The following is a 19,401-nucleotide window of genomic DNA, read 5'->3' as shown; positions in this document are numbered from 1 at the left end:
AGCCGGTAAGCGGTGGGCCGGCATTCGGTGGCAGCAGTACGGCGCAGGGAGCACAGACAGCAGTGGCAGTTCAGCAGACGGCGGGCGCGGACCCGTACTTCCCGGAGCACGGCGACCCCCGCTACCGGGTGCACCGGTACGAGCTCGCGCTGGACTACCGCCCCGGCCCGAACCGGTTGTCGGGGACGGCCCGGATCAACGCCATAGCGGGACGGGCGCCGCTCACCGAGTTCGTGCTGAACCTGGCCGATTTCAAGATCGGCCGGGTCCGGCTCGACGGGCGGCAGCCGCACTACGCCCATCGCGGCGGGCGCCTGCGGGTCCGCCCCGCCAAGCCGATCCGCGCCGGGGCGGCCTTCACGGTCGAGGTGCACTGGTCGGGCAACCCCAAGCCGGTGAACAGCCCCTGGGGCGGTCTCGGTTGGGAGGAGCTGGAGGACGGGGCGCTGGTGGCGAGCCAGCCGATCGGGGCGCCGTCGTGGTACCCGTGCAACGACCGGCCCGCCGACAAGGCGTCGTACCAGATCTCGATCACCACGCCGTCGGCGTACGCGGTGGTGGCGGGCGGGCGCCTGCTGACCCGCACGACGAAAGCCTCGACGACGACCTGGGTGTACGAGCAGTCGGCGCCGACGTCGAGCTATCTGGTCGGGCTGGCCATCGGGAAGTACCAGACGGTGCTGCTCGGGGATCCCGGGCCCGGCGGGGTGCCTCAGCACGGGCACATTCCGGCGCATCTGCTGCCCGAGTTCTCGAGGGACTTCGCGCGGCAGCCGGCGATGATGGAGCTGTTCCAGGAGCTGTTCGGGCCCTACCCGTTCGAGGAGTACGCCGTCGTCGTGACGGAGGAAGAGCTCGATGTGCCGGTCGAGGCACAGGGGTTGTCGCTCTTCGGCGCCAACCATGTGGACGGCGCGCGGGGTTGGGAGCGGCTGGTCGCGCACGAGCTGGCGCACCAGTGGTTCGGCAACAGTGTGTCGATCGCCGACTGGCGGCACATATGGCTGAACGAGGGCTTCGCGAAGTACGCCGAGTGGCTGTGGTCGGAGCGCTCGGGCGGACGGACCGCGCAGCAGCACGCCGCGGCGGCGCATCGGCTGCTCGCCGGGCAGCCGCAGGATCTCCGGCTGGCCGATCCCGGGCGCAAGTCGATGTTCGACGACCGGCTGTATCAGCGCGGTGGGCTCGTGGTGCACGCCGTGCGCTGCGCCTTGGGGGAACAGGCCTTCTTCCGGATGCTGCGCGGATGGGCCGGTCAGCATCGCGGGAGTGCGGTGACCACGGCGGCGTTCGTCGCGCATGTCGGGCGGTTCGCGTCCGAGCCGGTGGACGATCTGCTGCGGGCGTGGGTGGAGCAGGGGGCCCTGCCGCCGTTGCCGGAGCAGGAGCTGCGGATTCCGGAGCAGCCCGCGTTTCCGCCGGGTGCCTGAGGGCGGCCGCGCCTTGGGCTACGGCGCCAGGATGTCCAGTTCCTGAAGGGCGCCGACCGTGATCTCGCGGGTCAGGTGCTCCGCGCGGACGGCGTCGCCCGCGCGGACCGCCTCCGCGACCTGGACGTGCAGGGTGACCGCGGCCGGGTCGGGGTCCTCGAACATGACCTCGTGGTGGGTACGGCCGGCGAGGACCTCGGCGACGACGTCGCCCAGGCGCGCGAACATCTCGTTGCCGGAGGCGTTGAGGATGGCGCGGTGGAAGGCGACGTCGTGGAGGAGGTAGCCCTCCAGCTGGTGGCCGCGTGAGTGGGCGACCATGCCGAGGGCGCACTCGGTGAGTTCGGCGCACTGGTCGGCGGTGGCGTGCTTCGCCGCCAGGCCTGCGGCCACCGGCTCGATCGCCGAGCGCAGGACCGTGAGCGAACGCAGCTGCCCGGGGCGGTCGGCGCCGGCCAGACGCCAGCGGATGAGCTGAGGGTCGTAGACGTTCCACTCGGACCGGGGAAGGACCGTGACGCCCACGCGGCGGCGGGACTCGACCAGGTGCATGGACTCCAGGACGCGGACCGCCTCGCGCATGACCGAGCGGGACACATCGAAGCGCTGCGCCAGTTCGTCGGTGCGCAGGACGCTGCCGGGCGGGTACTCGCCCGCGGCGATCGCTGGACCGAGGGTTTCGAGTACATGGCCGTGCAGACCCCGGCCCGGAGTGGTCATGCACTCAGCGTACGGGGTGGATCACGATCTCAAAAAGTCAGACTTATATGTCACACACTCTTGAATTCGTCGTACCTAATGAGCTTCAGTTGCGTCGACATCACGTGTCGACGAGGACAGCAGACAGTGAGGCAGCGATGAGTACCCCCCATGTCGTCGTGGTCATGGGCGTAGCGGGCACCGGGAAGACCACCATCGGTCCCCTGCTCGCGGCCCGGCTCGGCGCCCCTTATGCCGAGGGCGACGACTTCCACCCGCCGGCCAACATCGCCAAGATGTCGGCCGGCACCCCGCTCGACGACACCGACAGGTGGCCCTGGCTCGATGCCATCGGCACCTGGGCGCACGAGCGGGCGGGGCTCGGCGGGGTGGTCAGCTGCTCGGCACTGAAGCGGTCGTACCGGGACCGGCTGCGGGCCGCGGCGCCCGGGGTCGTGTTCGTGCACCTCACCGGTGACCGGGCCCTCATCGAGGACCGGATGACGCACCGGCAGGGGCACTTCATGCCGACCGCGCTGCTGGACTCGCAGTTCGCCACGCTCCAGCCGCTCCAGGCCGACGAGGCCGGAGTCGCCGTCGATGTCACCGGCAGCCCGGAGGAGATCACCGCACGGGCCGCCGACGCGCTGAACGGGCTTCCCGAGTCGGTCGCGTAGCACCTCCCGCACCATCTCCCCCCCCACGGCAGCACCCCCTCCCCCATCCCCGTACCTGCAAGGGAAACCCCCGTGACCAGACTCAGCGTCGAGATGCTGGCAGCGGACACCGTCGAGCCCATCACCTCGGCCGGCCACGCTCAGCTGGGCATCGCCGTCCTGGCGGGCATCGCCGTCATCGTCCTGCTCATCACCAAGTTCAAGCTCCACGCGTTCCTGGCGCTGACCATCGGGTCGCTGGCGCTCGGCGCGTTCGCCGGGGCGCCGCTCGACAAGGTCATCGTCAGCTTCACCACCGGGCTCGGCACCACCGTGGCCGGCGTGGGCGTGCTGATCGCGCTCGGCGCGATCCTCGGCAAGATGCTCGCCGACTCCGGCGGCGCCGACCAGATCGTCGACACCATCCTCGCCAGGGCGAGCGGGCGGACGATGCCCTGGGCGATGGTTCTGATCGCCTCGGTGATCGGTCTTCCGCTGTTCTTCGAGGTCGGCGTGGTGCTGCTGATCCCGGTCGTGCTGATGGTCGCCAAGCGCGGCAACTACTCGCTGATGCGCATCGGCATCCCCGCCCTCGCCGGACTGTCCGTGATGCACGGTCTGGTCCCGCCGCACCCGGGCCCGCTGGTCGCGATCGACGCCATCGGTGCCAACCTCGGTGTGACGCTGGCGCTCGGCGTCCTCATCGCCATACCGACGGTGATCATCGCCGGGCCGGTGTTCTCGCGGTACGCCGCCCGCTGGGTGGACGTCCCGGCCCCGGACCGGATGATCCCCCAGCGCGTCTCGGAGGACCTTCAGAAGCGTCCGGGCTTCGGCGCCACCCTCGCGACCATCCTGCTGCCGGTCGTCCTGATGCTCTCCAAGGCTCTGGTCGACATCGTGATCGACAACCCCGAGAACACCGTCCAGCGGGTCTTCGACGTGGTCGGCTCGCCGCTGATCGCCCTGCTCGCCTCGGTGCTCGTCGGCATCTTCACCCTGCTCAGGCCCGCCGGCTTCAGCAAGGAGCGGATCTCGCCGCTGGTCGAGAAGAGCCTCGCCCCCATCGCGGGCATCCTGCTCATCGTGGGCGCCGGCGGCGGCTTCAAGCAGACGCTGATCGACACCGGGGTGGGCCAGATGGTCCTGGAGATCTCCGAGGACTGGTCGATCCCCGCGCTGCTGCTCGCCTGGCTGATCGCGGTGGCGATCCGGCTCGCGACGGGCTCGGCGACGGTGGCCACGGTCTCCGCGGCCGGTCTGGTCGCCCCGCTCGCGGCCGACATGTCGACGACCCACGCGGCCCTTCTCGTCCTGGCCATCGGCGCCGGCTCGCTGTTCTTCAGCCATGTCAACGACGCCGGTTTCTGGCTGGTGAAGGAGTACTTCGGGCTGACCGTCGGCCAGACCGTCAAGACCTGGTCCGTCATGGAGACGATCATCTCGGTGGTCGCCGGTGGTCTGGTCCTGCTGCTCTCACTGGTCATTTAGCGGTACGACTCGTTCAGGGATTACGACGATGACGGCTCACCCTCTCTTCGACATCAGCGGCCGCACGGCCCTGGTCACCGGTTCCAGCCGGGGCATCGGCCTCGCGCTCGCCCGCGGCCTGGCCGAGGCCGGCTGCACGGTCGTCCTCAACGGACGTGACGGCGAACGCCTCGCCGAAGCCGCCGGGGAACTGCCCGGCGACGTCCACACGGCCGTGTTCGACGTGACCGACGGCCCCGAGGTGGCCGCCGGGATCGCGGACGTCGAGGAGCGGGTGGGCCCGCTCGACATCCTGGTCAACAACGCGGGGATGCAACTGCGCGCGCCCCTGCTGGAGTTCGCCGACGCGGACTGGCACCGCATCCTGAACACCAACCTGACCAGCGCGTTCCTGGTCGGCCGCGAGGCGGCCCGGCGGATGACGGAACGCGGCCGCGGGAAGATCGTCAACATCTGCTCGCTGCAGAGCGAGGTGGTCCGCCCCGGCATCGCGCCCTACGCCGCCACCAAGGGCGCGCTGAAGATGCTCACCAAGGGCATGTGCGCCGACTGGGGTCCGTACGGCGTCCAGGTCAACGGCCTCGGTCCCGGCTACATCGAGACCGAGCTGACCCAGCCCTTGGTCGCGGACGAGGAGTTCAGCGCCTGGGTGCGCCGCCGCACCCCGGCCGGCCGCTGGGGCCGTACCGAGGACCTGGTGGGCGGGGTGCTGTTCCTCGCCTCTCCGGCCGCCGACTTCGTCGGCGGACAGGTGCTGTACGTCGACGGCGGCATGACCAGCGTGCTGTGAAGGAGGCTGCGGGGATGCTCGGTTGTGTGATCCACGGTCGGGGCGACCTGCGGGTCGAGGAACTGCCGGTGCCGGTTCCGGGCCCCGGGCAGGCGCTGGTGGCCGTGCGTTACGGCGGTGTCTGCGGCTCCGATCTGCACTACTGGCGGCACGGCGGGGTCGGCGACTTCCTGCTGAGGGAACCGATGGTGCTCGGGCACGAGATGGTCGGCACGGTCGTCGCGTATGGCGACGGCGCATCGGGTCCCCTCGCCGGTACGGCCGTCGCCGTGCACCCCGCCACCCCCTGCACGGTCTGCCCGGAGTGCGCGGACGGCCGGCGCAACGTCTGCCGGGACACCCGCTATCTCGGCAGCGCGGCACGCTTCCCGCATGTGCAGGGCGCCTTCGCGTCCCGAGTCGCCGTTCCGGCCGACCAGTTGCGGCCGCTCCCGGCCGGCCTCGATCTGCGGCGGGCGGCGCTCGCCGAGCCGCTGTCCGTCGCACTGCACGCCGTGCGGCGGGCCGGAGCGGTAGCCGGGAGGCATGTCCTGGTCACCGGTGCCGGGCCCATCGGGTGTCTGGTGGTCGCGGCGGCGAAGGCGGCGGGGGCCGCGCGGGTCACGGTGACGGACCTGCTGCCGGCGGCGCTGGAGTACGCGCGGATCGCCGGGGCCGACACCGTCGTACGGGCCGATGATCCGGACCACGCCGGGTGGCCCGCCGAAGTGGACGTGGCGATCGAGGCGTCCGGGGTCGCCGCGGGTCTGGACACCTGTCTGCGGCTCGTGCGGCGCGGCGGAGTCGTGGTGCAGCTGGGGATGCTGCCGCCGGGGCGCAGTCAGTTCGCGGGGAATCTCGTCGTGAGCCGGGAGATCGAGCTGCGGGGGGCGTTCCGCTTCGACGGGGAGTTCGACGCGGCGCTGGAACTGCTCGCCGCCGAGGGGTCCTTCGACGGGCTGGTCAGCGCGGTGGTGCCGGTCCGGGAGGCCGAGCAGGCGTTCGCGCTGGCGGCCGACCGGAGCCGCTCGTGCAAGGTGCTGCTGGACTTCGGAGGCTGAACCTCCGCGGTGCCCGGTGCGCCGACTCACACGGACGATCACTTGAAGCGGCTTCCCCGAGAGCGCCTTCGGCCCGATGATGAGGTGACCCTTGGAGCCTCCGTCGGCCGCCGGGGGCAGGAACTTCGGGGGGCGTCATGGCGGTTTCCCTCGGGATGCGTATCTCGGGGCTGCTCGTCGTAGGGGCGGTGGCGGTGGCGGCCGTGGCGTTCACCGGTGACGGGGGCGGCACGGCGGACGGCAGAGGCGACGGGAGCACCATCGTCACCGCCGGACCGACGGCCGGTGCCGGGAGGCTGCCGACCGACCCGGCCGGCAATTCCTCCGCCCCGCCGGGGCAGCGGCCCGACGGGCACATCGGCGCACCCGCGTCCACGGGCACGCCCAGCGCTTCCCCGGGCAAGGGCACGACCAGTGAACCCCCGCGCCCCTCCCCCAGCCCCTCCGTGAGCCAGAAGCTTCTCGAGGTCCCCGACTGGCTGCCGCCCGGCCCCGACTCACCGGACACCGACGGCACCCCCGACCCGGCGAGCGTGTACGACCTGCTGCGCGATCCCGCCGGGTGCGGGGCCGCCCTGAACGGCATGCCCAAGCTCACGACCGACGGCGACTGGAGGCTGCTGCGCGGCCTCGCCACCGCCTGTCTGGCCGTACAGGGCGAGGGCGGCAGCTGGGAGCAGGCGGTCCGGGATCATGCCGCCCTGTCCGGCGGGGCCGACTCGTGCAAGGGGCGGGCCGCGTACGCCGTGCTCGGTGAGCTGCTCGACTTCCATCGACGGCATCCCGGAGCCACGGTGCGGCTGAAGCCCGCGTCGAGCGGCACACCTGCCTGCGGCTACCGGATCGCCGGGGTGGACACGGGCGGCGACGCCGAGGCGAAGCCCGGCGAGGTCATCGGGATCGAGCTGGCGGACACCTACTTCGACCCCGCCGAGCTGCTGCGGGGCGGGGGCGTGAGCATCGGCGGAGAGCCGGTGCCCGGGGTGCCCGCCCTGCAGCCGGGGGCGAGCGGCGGGGCGATGCTGTCGGTGGTCGTACCGGCGCTGGGGCCGGGCCCCGCGGACGTGGCCGTGCGGTACGGCGGAACCGAGGTCCGGCTGCCGGGCGCCTTCACCGTCGTCGCGCCCGACGTGGTCCCGGAACCGAGCGTGGACACGGGTACACCCGGCGATCCGGCGGTGCTCCCGTCCGTCTCACGGCCGCCAGAACCGGTGCTCGCGCTCCGCCCACTCCCGGCTGACCGAGCCGGTCCGCATGCCCCGCCGGGCCTCCGGGTCCCCCAGGGCCATCCCGATGTGTCCCGCGAGGACGATGCCGATGGTGAGGGCCAGCCAGTCGTGCACGAAGGTCGCGCTGGTGCGCCACTCCAGGGGCGTGAGATGGGTGAACCACATGAGGAGACCGGTGCCGAGCATCACCAGCGTCGCACCGGCGATCCAGGCCGCGTAGATCTTCTGCCCGGCGTTGAACTTGCCCGCGGGCCGGGACGAGCGCCGCTTGTCGCGGTGCAGGGCGGCGCGCAGCCAGACGCGGTCGTGCGGGCCGAAGCGGTTGAGGAAGCCCAGGTCGGCGCGGAACAGCCGGGAGGCGAGGCCGGCCAGGACGGGTACGGGCAGGGCCAGCCCGGCCCACTCGTGGACCCGGACCACCAGCTCGCGGCGGCCGACGAGTTCGGCCAGCTGCGGGATGTAGAGGCAGGCCGCGGTCACCACGCACACGCCCATCAGCGCGGCGGTCGTACGGTGCACCCAGCGCGTGGCTCGGCCGAAGCGCCGGACGCCGGCGGCCGCGCGGGGCGGGTCAACTCGTAGGGTCATCGTCGCGTCCGTTTGAGCGGCCGACCCAGGCGTCGATGTCGTAGCCCCGTTCCTCCCAGTAGCCGGGCCGCACGTCCTCGGTGACGGTGATGCCGGAGAGCCACTTGGCCGACTTGTAGAAGTACATGGGGGCCACATAGAGGCGGACCGGGCCTCCGTGGGCGTGGCCCAGGTCCTTGTCCTGCATGCGCAGGGCGACGAGGACGTCCGCGCGGCGCGCCTGGTCGAGGGTGAGGCTCTCGCTGTACGCGCCGTCGAAGCAGGTGAAGCGCACCGCGCCGGCCCCCTCGCGCACCCCGGCCGCGTCGAGGAGCCGGGACAGCCGCACCCCCTCGAAGGGCGTGCCGGGCACCCGCCAGCCGGTGACGCACTGGACGTCGCGCACCATCCGGGTCTGCGGCAGGGCGCGCAGGTCGGCGAGCGTGTAGGTCCGAGGGCGGTCGACCAGGCCGTCGATCTTGAGGCGGTAGGTCGTGGCGCTCTTGCGGGGTACGGAGGAGGTCACCGAGTAGTAGCGGAAGCCGCCGCCGTTGGGCAGCAGGTCCGTCAGGCCGGTGGGGTCCTTGTCGGACGCGCTCGCCAGGAAGGACTCCAGGCCGCGCTGGAGCGTGGGCGCGGTGAGCACGCCGAGGGCGCCCAGGCCGAGGGTGCCGAGCAGGACACGGCGGCCGATCGGCTTGCCCTTCTCCTCGCCCTGTTCGTCGCCTTCGTTCTCGGGCTGTTCGGGGTTCACCTCTTCATTCGAACACCCGCGACCCCGGACGGACCAGGGATCGCGGGTGCTCGTCAGAGTTCCGTAACCACTTCTCACCCGGCTTTCAGAAGTGGTCTTCGGCTACGACTCCTCGGTCGCCGCCTTCTCCAGCTGGAACGCCTCGTTGCCGAGCCCGATCCGGGCGTGCCGCTCGGGTGCGCGGGAGCGCAGCAGCAGGCCCTGGACCACGCCGCCGACCAGGGCCAGGGCGATGACGGCGGGCAGCGCCCAGCTCAGGGTCGATCCGGGGCCGGCGCCGATCAGGACGTCGAAGTCCTTGACGGTGTACACGACGATGAAGAGCAGCCCGACGACGGAGAGCCCGGAGGCGGCCAGCCGCCAGAACTGGGCGGCGACGGCCCCGCGCCGGACGAAGAAGGCGATGACGGAGACCGACGCGGCGGCCATCAGCGCGGCGACGCCCAGCGCGCCGAGGTTGCCCATCCAGGTGAACAGGTGCAGCACCGGTGCGGTCGGGTCACCGGTCGGCTTGTCGTCGGCGAGGGCGAACGCGGCGACGACCACGAGCGAGACCACGGTCTGCAGCAGCGAACCCGTGCCGGGCGCGCCGCTCGCGCCGCTGGTGCGGCCGAAGGCGGACGGCAGCAGGCCCTCGCGACCCATCGCGAAGGCGTAGCGGGCGACGACGTTGTGGAAGCTCAGCATGGCCGCGAACATGCCGGTCACGAACAGCACGTGCAGGACGTCGGTGAACGTCTCGCCGAGCAGGTCCTCGGTGAGGAAGAACAGCAGTCCGGCGCTCTGCTCCTGCGCGGTGCCGACGATCGCCGAGGGTCCGGCGGCGACGGTGTAGGCCCAGCAGCTGATCGTGTAGAAGACCGCGATGCCGCCGATGGCGAGGAACATCACGCGGGGCACGAGGACGTGCGGGCGGCTGGTCTCCTCGGCGTAGACGGGGGCCTGCTCGAAGCCGAGGAACGCGGCGACGCAGAAGCACAGGGCGGTGCCGATGCCCGCGCCGCTGAGGGTGTCCGGGTTGAAGGCGTGCAGGGACAGGCCCTCCTTGGCGGGGTCGGCGATGGCGGCGATGTCGAAGACGACCACCAGGACGACCTCGATGATCAGCAGGACGCCGAGCACCCGCGCGTTGAGGTCGATCTTCAGCCAGCCGAGCGCGCCGACCACGAGCACGGCGAGGAGCGCCGGTATCCACCAGGCGAGCTCGATGTCGAGGTAGGTGGCGAAGAGCCCGGAGACCTCGAAGCCGAAGATGCCGTAGATGCCGACCTGGAGCGCGTTGTACGCGACGAGCGCGACCATCGCGGCACCGGCGCCGGCCGTGCCGCCGAGGCCGCGGGAGATGTACGCGTAGAAGGCACCGGCGTTGTGGACGTGCCGGCTCATCTCGGCGTACCCCACGCTGAACAGGGCGAGGACGACGCCGAGGATCACGAAGAGCAGGGGCTGGCCGAGGATGCCCATCACCCCGAAGGTCGTGGGCATGACACCCGCGACGACCATCAGGGGTGCGGTGGCGGCGAGCACGGACAGCAGCAGTCCCGTGGTCCCCAGCCGGTCGGCGCGCAGGGCTCGGTCCTGCCCCTTGAACGTACTGATGCCACCACCGTCGGCGGTGGCTCTGCTCGTGCTGGTTCTGCCCGTCGTCATCGAAAGACCGTCCTTGTCGGGTCGGGGGCGCCTGGGCGCGGTCGGGGGCGGGATGGACGTGGGTCGGGTCGGTGGGTGCGTCGGGGTGGTGCCCTCAGGTCGTGCCGAGCGCGGTGTCGCGTGCGGCGCGGAAGGCGGAGTACGGGTCGCGGTCGGGGTACGACCACGGCGACGGGGTGGCGTGTTCGCCGATGCGGTGGAACAGGGCGGCGGCCTCGGCGCCCCGGCCCTCGCAGACCTTGGCGTGGGCGAGGAAGTTCAGGTCGATCAGACGGCGCGGGTGGCCCTCCTGCTCCCACTCCAGCCACCAGTCGAATGCGGCCCGCATCACCTGCCGGGCCCGCCGGCCGGTCCAGTGCCCGGAGGCCGCGGCGTCCCGCGGCTCGTGTCCGGACGCGGCGAGGATGCGGTAGCGCTCGGCGTGGGCGACGACCGGGAGGATGGCGAGCGGGGAGTCGGCGGGGGCCCGCTCGGCGGCCTCGATGGCGAAGTCGTAGACCTCGTGGAGCGGGTCGGCGCCGGTGCCCGACCGGTGCTCGGCGAGCCGGGCGACCATCAGGTGGTGGGCGTGATGGTGATCGGCGTACCGGGCGCGGACCTCGGCGAACAGGCCTCGCACCGCCACCTCGGCGCCCAGGGCGCTCTCCAGCATGAGCAGGCCGAGCCAGGGGGTGGGGTCGGCGGGCGCGAGGGTGGCGGCGGTGTGGCAGGCCTCGCGGGCCCGGACCGGTTTCTCCTTGCCGCGCAAGGCGCGCTGGACCTGGGCGAGGGCGAGCAGGACGGCGGCGTCCGCGGAGTCCGGCTCGGCGAGCAGCCAGTCACGGGTCCAGGGGACGCTGTGCGGCTCCTGGGCGAGGACGGTGACGCGGTGCCCTCTGCGGTCCCAGTCGTCGCCGGTCCGGGCGAGCAGGGAGCGAGCCGTCTGCCATCTGCCCTGGGCCAGTGCGGCACGGGCCGCGGCGAGCTCGGCGTCGTCGAGGGCCGCGTCGAAGGCGTGGGCTGCGCGCTTGCGGCCGCGGCCGAGGGGTGGCGGAGGTGGGGACACCGTTCCGGGTCCTGTTGTGAGCAAGATGTGGACAGTTATCAAACGATCACGCACAGCAAACCCGCAGCCAATGGTTCGCGTCAAGGGCCGCCGAGGCGTTACACGCGTCAACTCCTGTTACTGATGTGGCAGTTGATGCATTCAACCTGACCGTAATGCCGGATTTGTTGGCAGTGTGTGGCGTACGTCATGGCATTGTGGGCACCCGCACCGCACCATTGCTGGAACGCGCACGCCGGGCTCCGGGCCGCTACAGTCGGCCCTTACCGCACCCCGTCCGCCCGGCAGGATTCGAGGTACGCAGCGTGTCGCTCCAGATTCTGATACTCGCCGTCACCGCGGCGTGCTGCCTGGGCTTCGGTTTCGTCCTGCAGCAGAACGCGGCTCAGAAGGCACCGCTCAGCGACTTCCTCTCGCCGCGGATCCTTCTGGACCTGATGAAGGTGCCGCGCTGGCTCGGCGGCATCGGCCTGATGGTGGTCGGCATGGCACTCGGCGCGATGGCGCTGGGCCAGGGCGAGATCTCCCTGGTGGAACCACTGCTCGCGACGAACCTGCTGTTCGCGCTCATGCTCTCCCGGCGCCAGACCAAGCAGCCCCTGGGCCGCCAGGGCTGGACCGGCCTCGCGCTGCTCGCGGGCGGTGTGACGGCGTTCATCGTCGCCGGACAGCCGAGCGGCGGTACCGCGACGAGCGACCCGTTCCGGCACTGGCTGATCATCGGCGTCATGGTCGGAGTGGCCCTGCTGCTCACGACGTACGCCAAGCGCTCCCGGCTCAGCTCGGGTCCGGCGCTGCTGGCCACCGCGGCCGGCCTCCTGTACGGCGTGCAGGACGCCCTGACCCGGGTGACCGGGGAGCGGTTCGCCGAGGGCGGCATGATGGAGGTCCTCACCGGCTGGCAGCCGTACGCCGTGGTGGCGCTCGGCCTCACCGGGCTGATCCTGGTCCAGAGTGCCTTCGAGACGGCGTCCCTGCGCATGTCGCTGCCCGCCCTGACCGCCGCCCAGCCCCTGGCCGGCATCCTGTGCGGCGTCGGCTTCCTCGGCGACCGGCTCCGTACCGACACGGGTGCGCTGGCCTGGGAGGCCGCGGGCCTCGCCGGGATCGTGGTCGGCATCATCCTCCTCGGCACGCATTCGGCCATGCCTTCCGGGGCGATCCAGCCGAAGCGCACGCCGGCCCTTCAGACGCCCTGACCTGCCGCCGGGCCGTCCTGCTTGGATGGCCCCATGAGCTCTGCTGACGAGATCCTCGACATCGTCGACGAACAGGACCGGGTCATCGGGCGGTCCCCGCGTGGCGCGGCCTACGACAAGGGGCTGCGTCATCGCTGTGTCTTCATCGAGGCACGGGACGCGCAGGGCCGGCTCTTCGTGCATCGCCGTACCCCCACCAAGCTGGTGTTCCCCTCGCGCTACGACATGTTCGTCGGCGGGGTGGTCGGCGCGGGCGAGACCTACGACGACGCCGCCCTGCGCGAGGCCGAGGAGGAGCTCGGGGTGAGCGGGCTGCCCCGGCCGACGTACCTGTTCAAGTTCCTCTACGACGACGGCGCCGGGCAGACCTGGTGGTCGGCGGTGTACGAGGTGCGCTGCGAGCTGCCGGTCCGCCCCCAGGTGGAGGAGGTCGCGTGGCACGACTTCCTGCCCGAGGCCGAGGTGGAGCGACTGCTGCCGGAGTGGGAGTGGGTGCCGGACGGGCTCGCCGCCCACGAGCGCCTCAGGGCCCACCGCGCGCGGCGGGACTGACGGCGCCCCCTGGCGGGCGCCCGGATAGGGTCGTGCATGTGATCGAGTTCGCACGGAACGTCCGGCTGTGGTTCGCGCCTCAGGGGATCCGGCAGGAGGGCAGCACTCCCGACTACCGGTTCTCGCTGGCGAACGAGCGCACCTTCCTGGCCTGGCTGCGTACCGCGCTCGCACTGGTCGGCGGCGGCTTCGCGGTCGACCAGTTCCTGCCGGACCTGCGCTGGGGCTGGCGCGTGGGGCTGGCGCTCGCGCTGCTCGCGGCGGGCGTGCTGTGCTCGCTGCGCGCGGTCAATCACTGGGTGCGCTGCGAGCGGGCGATGCGCCGGGGCGATGACCTGCCGGTGTCACGCTTCCCGGCGGTGCTGAGCCTGGTGGTCGCTGTCGTGGCCGTCGCGATGGTCTTCGTGGTGCTCGTCGGGTGGGAGGGATGAACGCCGGGTCGGCCGTGGAGCCGGTACGGGATCCTGGGCTGCAGCCCGAGCGGACGCGGCTGGCGTGGCGCCGTACGACACTGTCCGGCACCGTGGCCGCGGTACTGGCCGTGCGGAGCGCGCTGCACGGCGGGGTATCGGTGGCCGGGGGTCTCGTCTGCGCCCTGTGCTGCGGGCTCTGGCTGGGCTTCCTCGCCCTCGCACACCGCCGTATCCGCACCCTGGCCGCGTCACCCGAACCCATGCCGCTGGCCCCCCGGCAGGCCACGGCCACGGCCCTGTTCACGGTGGCCCTGGCGGCGTGCGCGGCGGCCCTGCTCTTCTGAGACGGGCGGCCCCTGGGCCGGTACGCCCTTCACGGCACCGCGGCGCTGCTCTTCTGCGGCCGACGGTCCCCTGCCCTGGCCCGCGCCCCTTCCGGCTCCGCCGCGCCGCTCTCCTGAGCCCGGCGGCGCTCTGCGCCAGTCCGCCCCTCCCGCCACCGCCGCGCTGCTCTTCTGAGATCGGCGGCCACCTGAGCCGGTCCGTCCGTTGCGGCACCGCGGCGCTGCTCTTCTGAGGCCGAGGGTCCCCTGAGCCGGTCCGTCCGTCGCGGCACCGCGGCGCTGCTCTTCTGAGGCCGAGGGCCACCTGAGCCGGTCCGTCCGTCGCGGCACCCCGGCGCTGCTCTTCTGAGGCCAGGGTCCCCTGAGCCGGTCCGTCCGTCGCGGCACCCCGGCGCTGCTCTTCTGAGGCCGAGGGTCCCCTGAGCCGGTCCGTCCGTCGCGGCACCCCGGCGCTGCTCTTCTGAGGCCGAGGTCCCCTGAGCAGGTCGGCCCCTTTCCGGCTCCGCTTGGCCCATCCCTGAGCCCGGCGGAGCCCCTGCGCCAGTCCGCCCCTCCCGCCACCGCCGCGCCGCTCCCCGAGTCCGGCGTCGTGCCAGTCGGCCCTCTGCCACAGCCGTTCCGGCCCCACCGCGCTGCTCCCCTGAGACCGGCGACCCGCTGCCCCGCCCCCTGCCGACTTCCCGGCGCCGCTCCCCCTGAGCCAGGCGACGCCACTGCCCAGGTCCGCCCCTCCCCGCCGTTCCTGAGGCCATCAGCTCCCAGCGCCGGTCCGTCCCCTGCCACAGCCCGTCCTATGCCACCGCGCTGCCGCTGAGATCGACGCCTCTACCCTGGCCCGCCTTTTCCGCCACCACCACGCTGCTCCCCCGAGGACCGACGCTCCCCCTGAAACCGGCGCTACTCCGCCCCCTGCCAAAGCCCTTCCGGTGCCGCCGCCTCCTCCGTGTCCCACTCCACCGTGACCACGATCTTGCCCCGTGTGCGGCCCTCCTGGTTCAGGCGTTGGGCGTCCGCCGCGCGGTCCAGTGGGAACGTCTCCGAGACATGCACCGTCACCACGCCCTGCTCGGCCAGTTCGGACAGCCGCAGCAGGTCCTCGGTGTCGGGGCGGACGAAGTAGTAGCGGCCGCCGTAGTCGAAGACGTCGGGGTCGGCGATCGACACCAGGCGTCCCTCGGGGACCAGCAGGTTCGCCGAGGCCTTCAGCGCCTCGCCGCCGACCGTGTCGAAGGCCGCGTCCACGCCCTCGGGCGCCAGCCCGCGCACCCGTTCCGTGAGCCCGTCGCCGTACTCCACCGGTTCGCCGCCGAGCTCCCGGACGAAGTCGTGGTTGTGCGCGCTCGCCGTGCCGATCACGCGGGCACCCAGATGGCGGGCGAGCTGGACGGCGATCGAACCGACCCCGCCCGCCGCGGCGTGCACGAGGACGGTCTCGCCACGCTTGACCTGGAGCAACTTGGTCAGCACCTGGTACGCCGTCAGCCCCACCAGCGGCAGGCCGGCCGCCGCCTCCCACGTGAGGTTGCGGGGCTTGCGCGCGAGGGTGCGCACGGGAGCGGCGACGTACTCGGCGAACGTGCCGCGCGAGAGGACGTCCTCGCGCACATACCCGATCACCTCGTCACCGACCCCGAACTCCGTCACGGACACGCCCGGTTGGACGACGACACCGGAGATGTCCCAGCCCGGGACCACTGGGAAGACCGGTTCCAGCATCCGGTCCATGTAGCCCTCGCGACACTTCCAGTCGACCGGGTTGACCGCCGCCGCCCGCACCTTGACCAGCACGGAGTCGGGGCCGACCCGCGGGTCGCGCACATCTCCGTATGCGAGCGTCTCGGGCCCGCCGTAGCGTGAGTAGCTGATGCCCTTCATGGGACCGACCCTCTGGGGTGGCCGAGCGCCACGCAAGCCGAATGACCCGATATGCGGCGTTCGCGTGGCAGCCTGTGCGACGTCACGACCCGCTCCTCCGAAGGTGAGCAGCATGACCACCCTTCACATGGAACACCCCGCCCACACCCACGCCCACGGCCCCGACTGCGGGCACACCGCCGTGCGCCACGGCGACCACACCGACTACGCGCACGACGGCCACCTGCACCGCGAGCACTCCGGCCACTGGGACGAGTGCGAGACCGACGGGCACGTCGCACACGAGGGCCACACCCATCGGCACGGCGCCGACTGCGGCCACGAGAGCGTGCTGCACGGCGACCACGTCGACTACCTGCACGACGGCCACCGGCACGCCGCCCACGAGGGCCACTGGGACGACCACTGAGGGCCTCCCCTGGCCGAGAAGACCCCACCGACAGCTCCCCGGCGCTCCACTCGGGGAGCTGTCGGCCTATGGTGGCCCCGATCACGTTCGGCTCCTGCACTGGACGACATACCGACTGGTCGGCATCATGAGTCAAGTCCAGTTCACCTGCCTTAGGAGCGCAGTATGAGCCCCGACCATCCGCCCGGACTCGACCTCGAACGGCTGCGCGGCCTGCTCGAGCGCGAGCGGCCCGGTCTGGCGCACGGTCCGCTGACCGGCCGGCTGATCGAGGGCGGACGGTCGAACCTCACGTACGCGGTCTCCGACGGCACCTCGAAGTGGGTCGTACGACGGCCCCCGCTCGGCCACGTCCTCGCCACGGCGCACGACATGAAGCGCGAGCACCGCGTCATCAGCGCGCTGCACCCGACGGACGTGCCGGTGCCCCGCCCGGTGCTGCTGTGCGAGGACGAGGAGGTGCTCGGGTCGCCGTTCTACGTGATGGAGTTCGTCGAGGGCACCCCGTACCGCACCGCCGACCAGCTGGCCCCGCTCGGCCCGGAGCGCACCCGGGACGCGGTGCTGTCGCTGGTGGACACGCTCGTCGAGCTGCACGCCGTGGAGCCGGCGTCGGTGGGCCTGGACGACTTCGGCCGCCCCGAAGGCTTCCTGGACCGGCAACTGCGCCGCTGGGGCAAGCAGTTGGACGCCTCCCGCAACCGTGAGCTGGCCGGTATCGACGAGCTCCACGCGACGCTCGGACGGCGGCTGCCGGCCTCCCCCGCGCCGACGGTGATCCACGGCGACTACCGGCTGGACAACGTCCTCATCGGTGAGGGCGACCGGATCAACGCCATCCTCGACTGGGAGATGTCGACGCTCGGCGACCCGTTGACCGACCTGGGCCTGCTGGTCATGTACAGCATGCCGCTCGGCATGCCCGACTCCCCCGTCTCCACGACCGCCCAGGCCCCGGGGCATCCGGACCCGGCCGAGCTGATCGAGCGGTACGCCGCGCGCTCGGGGCGCGACGTCTCCGCGGTCTCCTGGTACACGGCGTTCGCCTGGTTCAAGCTCGCCGTGATCCTGGAGGGCATCCACTACCGCTACACGCTGGGCCAGACGGTCGGCCGCGGCTTCGACCGCATCGGCGACCTGGTCCCGGTCTTCATCGAGCACGGACTGACCACTCTTCAAGAAGGCATCCAGGAAGGCTGACGTACATGGACTTCGCGTTCGACGCACGCACCGAGGAACTGCGCGCCAAGCTGCTGGCCTTCATGGACGAGTACGTCTATCCGGCCGAGGCGGTCGCGGAGGAGCAGCGGGCGGCGCTGGCGTCCCCGTGGGACACGCCGGCCGTGGTCGAGGAGCTCAAGGCCGAGGCGCGCAGGCAGGGCCTGTGGAACCTCTTCCTGCCCGACGCCGAGTACGGCGCCGGCCTCACCAACCTCCAGTACGCCCCGCTCGCCGAGATCACCGGCCGCTCCCCGCACCTGGCGCCGACGGCCACGAACTGCGCGGCGCCCGACACCGGGAACATGGAGGTGCTGTCCCAGTTCGGCGACGAGCAGCAGAAGAAGCAGTGGCTGGAGCCACTGCTGGCCGGTGAGATCCGCTCGGCGTTCGCGATGACCGAGCCGGATGTGGCCTCCTCGGACGCCACCAACATCACCACGCACATAGAGCGGGACGGCGACGAGTACGTCATCACCGGCCGCAAGTGGTACATCTCCGGGGCGATGAACCCGGACTGCAAGATCCTCATCGTGATGGGCAAGACGGACCCGGACGGCGAGGACATCCGCCGTCAGCAGTCCATGGTCCTGGTCCCCCGCGACACCCCGGGCGTCACGATCAGCCGCGCCATGCAGGTCTTCGGCTACGAGGACCACTCGCACGGCGGCCACGCCGAGGTGATCTTCGACCACGCGCGCGTGCCGGTGTCCAACCTCATCGGCGAGGAGGGCGGCGGCTTCGCCATCGCCCAGGCGCGGCTCGGTCCCGGCCGGATCCACCACTGCATGCGGCTGATCGGCATGGCCGAGCGGGCGATCGAGCTGATGTGCCGTCGGGCGGTCTCCCGCACGGCCTTCGGCAAGGCGCTGGCCCAGCAGGGCGTGGTGCACAACTGGATCGCCGACGCGCGCGTGACGGTCGAGCAGCTGCGGCTGCTGGTGCTGAAGACGGCCTGGCTGATGGACACCGTCGGCAACAGGGGCGCCCACACCGAGATCCAGTCCATCAAGATCGCCACGCCGCGTGCGGTCGTCGACATCCTCGACCGGGCCATCCAGCTGCACGGCGCGGGCGGCGTCAGCCAGGACTTCCCGCTGGCCGAGCTCTACGCCGGGGCGCGGACGCTGATGATCGCCGACGGGCCGGACGAGGTGCACCAGCGGTCGCTGGCGCGGCGGGAGTTGAAGAAGTACGTGTGACGCGGCGCGGGGGCAAGATCTTCCTCGCCCCCGCCGCCCTTACCCGACCCGTCCCGTCCCGTCCTGCTGGGGCTCCGCCCCAGCCCCCGATCCTCAAACGCCGGAGGGGCTGAGTTTTCAGCCCCTCCGGCGTTTGAGGACGAGGCCCGTTCAGGGCCGAAGCGGGGGTCTGGGGGCGCAGCCCTCAGGGATGGGAAGGGCAGGGGCGGCGGGGGCGGAAAAGCTCTCGGCCGTCAGGCGCGCAGTGCCCGGAGCAGCAGGTCCGCCAGGTGGTCCGCGACCTCCTGCGGGCTCATCGGCCCGTCCGGCCTGTACCAGGTCGACAGGTGGTGGACGGAGCCGAAGTGGTAGTCGACCACCAGGTCGGCCGGAGTCGCCTTGGAGAAGACGCCCGCGTCCTGCCCCTCCTCGACGAGCGCGCGGAAGCGTTCGTGGTAGCGCCGGCGCTCGGCGCGCACCTGCTTGTTCTTCTCCGGGCTCAGGTGATGCATCGAGCGGAAGAAGATCATCGCGTCGTCGAGGTTCTCGATGGTCGTCACCACGACGTCCGCCGCCGCGCCCCGCAGCCGCTTCTCGATGGGCTCGTCGGCGTCCGCGAACGCGTCGAGCCGCTCCTGCTGAACGCGCAGCACGCGCGCGTACACCTCGTGCAGGAGGTCGTCCTTGGAGCCGAAGTAGTGGTACAGCGCACCCTTGGTGACGCCGGCCGCCTCGACGATCTCCTGCACCGAGGTGCGGTCGTAGCCCTGCTCGGCGAAGAGCCGAGTGGCGGCGGCGAGCAGCCGCTGCGGGACGGGCGTACCGTCTCCGTCCGTCGTCCTGGCCACTGTGCCGCCAC

The 19,401-nt window shown here is 71.9% G+C and carries 21 protein-coding genes; 12 read left to right on the top strand and 9 right to left on the bottom strand.

Features of this window, described 5'->3' with window-relative positions; translation table 11 throughout:
- The first annotated feature begins 62 nt into the window (after positions 1 to 62).
- On the top strand, positions 63 to 1,430 hold the full coding sequence (locus ACFQ6S_RS34125) for a M1 family metallopeptidase (protein ID WP_383418437.1): 1,368 nt from the start codon (positions 63 to 65) through the stop codon (positions 1,428 to 1,430).
- Between the two features lie 18 nt (positions 1,431 to 1,448).
- Here the strand turns inward: ACFQ6S_RS34125 and ACFQ6S_RS34120 are convergent, their stop codons facing one another.
- Positions 1,449 to 2,150: a FadR/GntR family transcriptional regulator gene (locus ACFQ6S_RS34120; protein ID WP_383418436.1), complete on the bottom strand. Its 702-nt coding sequence runs from the start codon at positions 2,148 to 2,150 to the stop codon at positions 1,449 to 1,451.
- Positions 2,151 to 2,287: 137 nt separating this feature from the next.
- On the opposite strand from ACFQ6S_RS34120, the gene ACFQ6S_RS34115 reads away from it, so the two are divergent.
- The 4 genes from ACFQ6S_RS34115 (at position 2,288) to ACFQ6S_RS34100 (ending at position 6,106) form a co-directional block, all read left to right on the top strand.
- Positions 2,288 to 2,806 (top strand): gluconokinase, encoded by a 519-nt coding sequence (locus tag ACFQ6S_RS34115; protein ID WP_383418434.1) that lies wholly within the window; start codon positions 2,288 to 2,290, stop codon positions 2,804 to 2,806.
- 72 nt (positions 2,807 to 2,878) lie between these two features.
- Positions 2,879 to 4,276 (top strand): GntP family permease, encoded by a 1,398-nt coding sequence (locus tag ACFQ6S_RS34110; protein ID WP_383418433.1) that lies wholly within the window; start codon positions 2,879 to 2,881, stop codon positions 4,274 to 4,276.
- A gap of 28 nt (positions 4,277 to 4,304) precedes the next feature.
- A complete protein-coding gene (locus ACFQ6S_RS34105; RefSeq protein WP_383418432.1) occupies positions 4,305 to 5,066 on the top strand; it encodes an SDR family oxidoreductase in 762 nt (253 codons plus the stop codon).
- A 14-nt stretch (positions 5,067 to 5,080) separates the two neighbouring features.
- Positions 5,081 to 6,106, top strand: a complete 1,026-nt coding sequence (locus ACFQ6S_RS34100; RefSeq protein WP_383418430.1) for an L-idonate 5-dehydrogenase — start codon at positions 5,081 to 5,083, stop codon at positions 6,104 to 6,106.
- Positions 6,107 to 6,603: 497 nt separating this feature from the next.
- Here ACFQ6S_RS34100 and ACFQ6S_RS34095 read toward each other — a convergent pair whose 3' ends face one another.
- From ACFQ6S_RS34095 to ACFQ6S_RS34070, 6 genes are all read right to left on the bottom strand, one after another.
- Positions 6,604 to 6,879, bottom strand: a complete 276-nt coding sequence (locus ACFQ6S_RS34095) for a hypothetical protein (protein ID WP_383418428.1) — start codon at positions 6,877 to 6,879, stop codon at positions 6,604 to 6,606.
- Between the two features lie 143 nt (positions 6,880 to 7,022).
- Positions 7,023 to 7,262, bottom strand: a complete 240-nt coding sequence (locus ACFQ6S_RS34090) for a hypothetical protein (protein WP_383418426.1) — start codon at positions 7,260 to 7,262, stop codon at positions 7,023 to 7,025.
- Between the two features lie 37 nt (positions 7,263 to 7,299).
- Entirely contained in the window at positions 7,300 to 7,923 is a 624-nt protein-coding gene (locus ACFQ6S_RS34085) for a cytochrome b/b6 domain-containing protein (RefSeq protein WP_383418424.1), read from the bottom strand.
- A complete protein-coding gene (locus tag ACFQ6S_RS34080; protein WP_383418423.1) occupies positions 7,907 to 8,656 on the bottom strand; it encodes a molybdopterin-dependent oxidoreductase in 750 nt (249 codons plus the stop codon). Before ACFQ6S_RS34080 ends, ACFQ6S_RS34085 begins: the two co-directional genes overlap by 17 nt.
- A gap of 102 nt (positions 8,657 to 8,758) precedes the next feature.
- A complete protein-coding gene (locus ACFQ6S_RS34075) occupies positions 8,759 to 10,306 on the bottom strand; it encodes an APC family permease (protein WP_383418421.1) in 1,548 nt (515 codons plus the stop codon).
- A gap of 94 nt (positions 10,307 to 10,400) precedes the next feature.
- On the bottom strand, positions 10,401 to 11,351 hold the full coding sequence (locus ACFQ6S_RS34070) for a hypothetical protein (RefSeq protein WP_383418420.1): 951 nt from the start codon (positions 11,349 to 11,351) through the stop codon (positions 10,401 to 10,403).
- 305 nt (positions 11,352 to 11,656) lie between these two features.
- Here ACFQ6S_RS34070 and ACFQ6S_RS34065 point away from each other — a divergent pair, with 305 nt between their 5' ends.
- The 4 genes from ACFQ6S_RS34065 to ACFQ6S_RS34050 are packed head-to-tail and all read left to right on the top strand — an operon-like array spanning position 11,657 to position 13,859.
- Positions 11,657 to 12,550: a DMT family transporter gene (locus ACFQ6S_RS34065; RefSeq protein ID WP_383418418.1), complete on the top strand. Its 894-nt coding sequence runs from the start codon at positions 11,657 to 11,659 to the stop codon at positions 12,548 to 12,550.
- A gap of 33 nt (positions 12,551 to 12,583) precedes the next feature.
- The gene (locus tag ACFQ6S_RS34060) at positions 12,584 to 13,102 is read left to right on the top strand and encodes an NUDIX hydrolase (protein ID WP_383418417.1); all 519 of its coding nucleotides are present in this window, start codon (positions 12,584 to 12,586) and stop codon (positions 13,100 to 13,102) included.
- Between the two features lie 38 nt (positions 13,103 to 13,140).
- Entirely contained in the window at positions 13,141 to 13,533 is a 393-nt protein-coding gene (locus ACFQ6S_RS34055; protein WP_383418415.1) for a YidH family protein, read from the top strand.
- A complete protein-coding gene (locus tag ACFQ6S_RS34050; protein WP_383418414.1) occupies positions 13,530 to 13,859 on the top strand; it encodes a DUF202 domain-containing protein in 330 nt (109 codons plus the stop codon). Before ACFQ6S_RS34055 ends, ACFQ6S_RS34050 begins: the two co-directional genes overlap by 4 nt.
- Before the next feature lie 897 nt (positions 13,860 to 14,756).
- Here the strand turns inward: ACFQ6S_RS34050 and ACFQ6S_RS34045 are convergent.
- Positions 14,757 to 15,734, bottom strand: a complete 978-nt coding sequence (locus ACFQ6S_RS34045) for an NADP-dependent oxidoreductase (protein ID WP_383418412.1) — start codon at positions 15,732 to 15,734, stop codon at positions 14,757 to 14,759.
- Between the two features lie 112 nt (positions 15,735 to 15,846).
- Between ACFQ6S_RS34045 and ACFQ6S_RS34040 the strand changes: the two genes are divergently transcribed.
- From ACFQ6S_RS34040 to ACFQ6S_RS34030, 3 genes are all read left to right on the top strand, one after another.
- On the top strand, positions 15,847 to 16,143 hold the full coding sequence (locus tag ACFQ6S_RS34040; protein ID WP_383418410.1) for a hypothetical protein: 297 nt from the start codon (positions 15,847 to 15,849) through the stop codon (positions 16,141 to 16,143).
- Positions 16,144 to 16,308: 165 nt separating this feature from the next.
- Positions 16,309 to 17,343 carry a phosphotransferase family protein gene (locus ACFQ6S_RS34035; RefSeq protein ID WP_383418408.1) on the top strand — a complete coding sequence of 345 codons (1,035 nt, stop codon included), beginning with the start codon at positions 16,309 to 16,311 and terminating at the stop codon, positions 17,341 to 17,343.
- Positions 17,344 to 17,348: 5 nt separating this feature from the next.
- Positions 17,349 to 18,563, top strand: coding sequence for an acyl-CoA dehydrogenase (locus ACFQ6S_RS34030; protein WP_383418406.1), 1,215 nt, complete (start codon positions 17,349 to 17,351; stop codon positions 18,561 to 18,563).
- Between the two features lie 233 nt (positions 18,564 to 18,796).
- Here ACFQ6S_RS34030 and ACFQ6S_RS34025 read toward each other — a convergent pair whose 3' ends face one another.
- The gene (locus ACFQ6S_RS34025; RefSeq protein WP_383418404.1) at positions 18,797 to 19,390 is read right to left on the bottom strand and encodes a TetR/AcrR family transcriptional regulator; all 594 of its coding nucleotides are present in this window, start codon (positions 19,388 to 19,390) and stop codon (positions 18,797 to 18,799) included.
- Between the last annotated feature and the right edge of the window lie 11 nt (positions 19,391 to 19,401).

This window comes from Streptomyces sp. NPDC056479, assembly GCF_042795335.1.
GTDB lineage: Bacteria > Actinomycetota > Actinomycetes > Streptomycetales > Streptomycetaceae > Streptomyces.
The sequence above is the reverse complement of the archived record's forward strand: the minus strand, read 5'-3'. Positions and strand labels throughout refer to the sequence as shown.

Coding starts and splice junctions, on each gene's coding strand:
- ACFQ6S_RS34115 (WP_383418434.1), top strand. CDS start 2,288: ATGAGTACCCCCCATGTCGTCGTGGTCATGGGCGTAGCGGGCACCGGG.
- ACFQ6S_RS34100 (WP_383418430.1), top strand. CDS start 5,081: ATGCTCGGTTGTGTGATCCACGGTCGGGGCGACCTGCGGGTCGAGGAA.
- ACFQ6S_RS34035 (WP_383418408.1), top strand. CDS start 16,309: ATGAGCCCCGACCATCCGCCCGGACTCGACCTCGAACGGCTGCGCGGC.
- ACFQ6S_RS34105 (WP_383418432.1), top strand. CDS start 4,305: ATGACGGCTCACCCTCTCTTCGACATCAGCGGCCGCACGGCCCTGGTC.
- ACFQ6S_RS34120 (WP_383418436.1), bottom strand. CDS start 2,150: ATGACCACTCCGGGCCGGGGTCTGCACGGCCATGTACTCGAAACCCTC.
- ACFQ6S_RS34050 (WP_383418414.1), top strand. CDS start 13,530: ATGAACGCCGGGTCGGCCGTGGAGCCGGTACGGGATCCTGGGCTGCAG.
- ACFQ6S_RS34045 (WP_383418412.1), bottom strand. CDS start 15,734: ATGAAGGGCATCAGCTACTCACGCTACGGCGGGCCCGAGACGCTCGCA.
- ACFQ6S_RS34040 (WP_383418410.1), top strand. CDS start 15,847: ATGACCACCCTTCACATGGAACACCCCGCCCACACCCACGCCCACGGC.
- ACFQ6S_RS34060 (WP_383418417.1), top strand. CDS start 12,584: ATGAGCTCTGCTGACGAGATCCTCGACATCGTCGACGAACAGGACCGG.
- ACFQ6S_RS34075 (WP_383418421.1), bottom strand. CDS start 10,306: ATGACGACGGGCAGAACCAGCACGAGCAGAGCCACCGCCGACGGTGGT.
- ACFQ6S_RS34030 (WP_383418406.1), top strand. CDS start 17,349: ATGGACTTCGCGTTCGACGCACGCACCGAGGAACTGCGCGCCAAGCTG.
- ACFQ6S_RS34085 (WP_383418424.1), bottom strand. CDS start 7,923: ATGACCCTACGAGTTGACCCGCCCCGCGCGGCCGCCGGCGTCCGGCGC.
- ACFQ6S_RS34095 (WP_383418428.1), bottom strand. CDS start 6,879: ATGGAAGTCGAGCAGCTCACCGAGCACGGCGTACGCGGCCCGCCCCTT.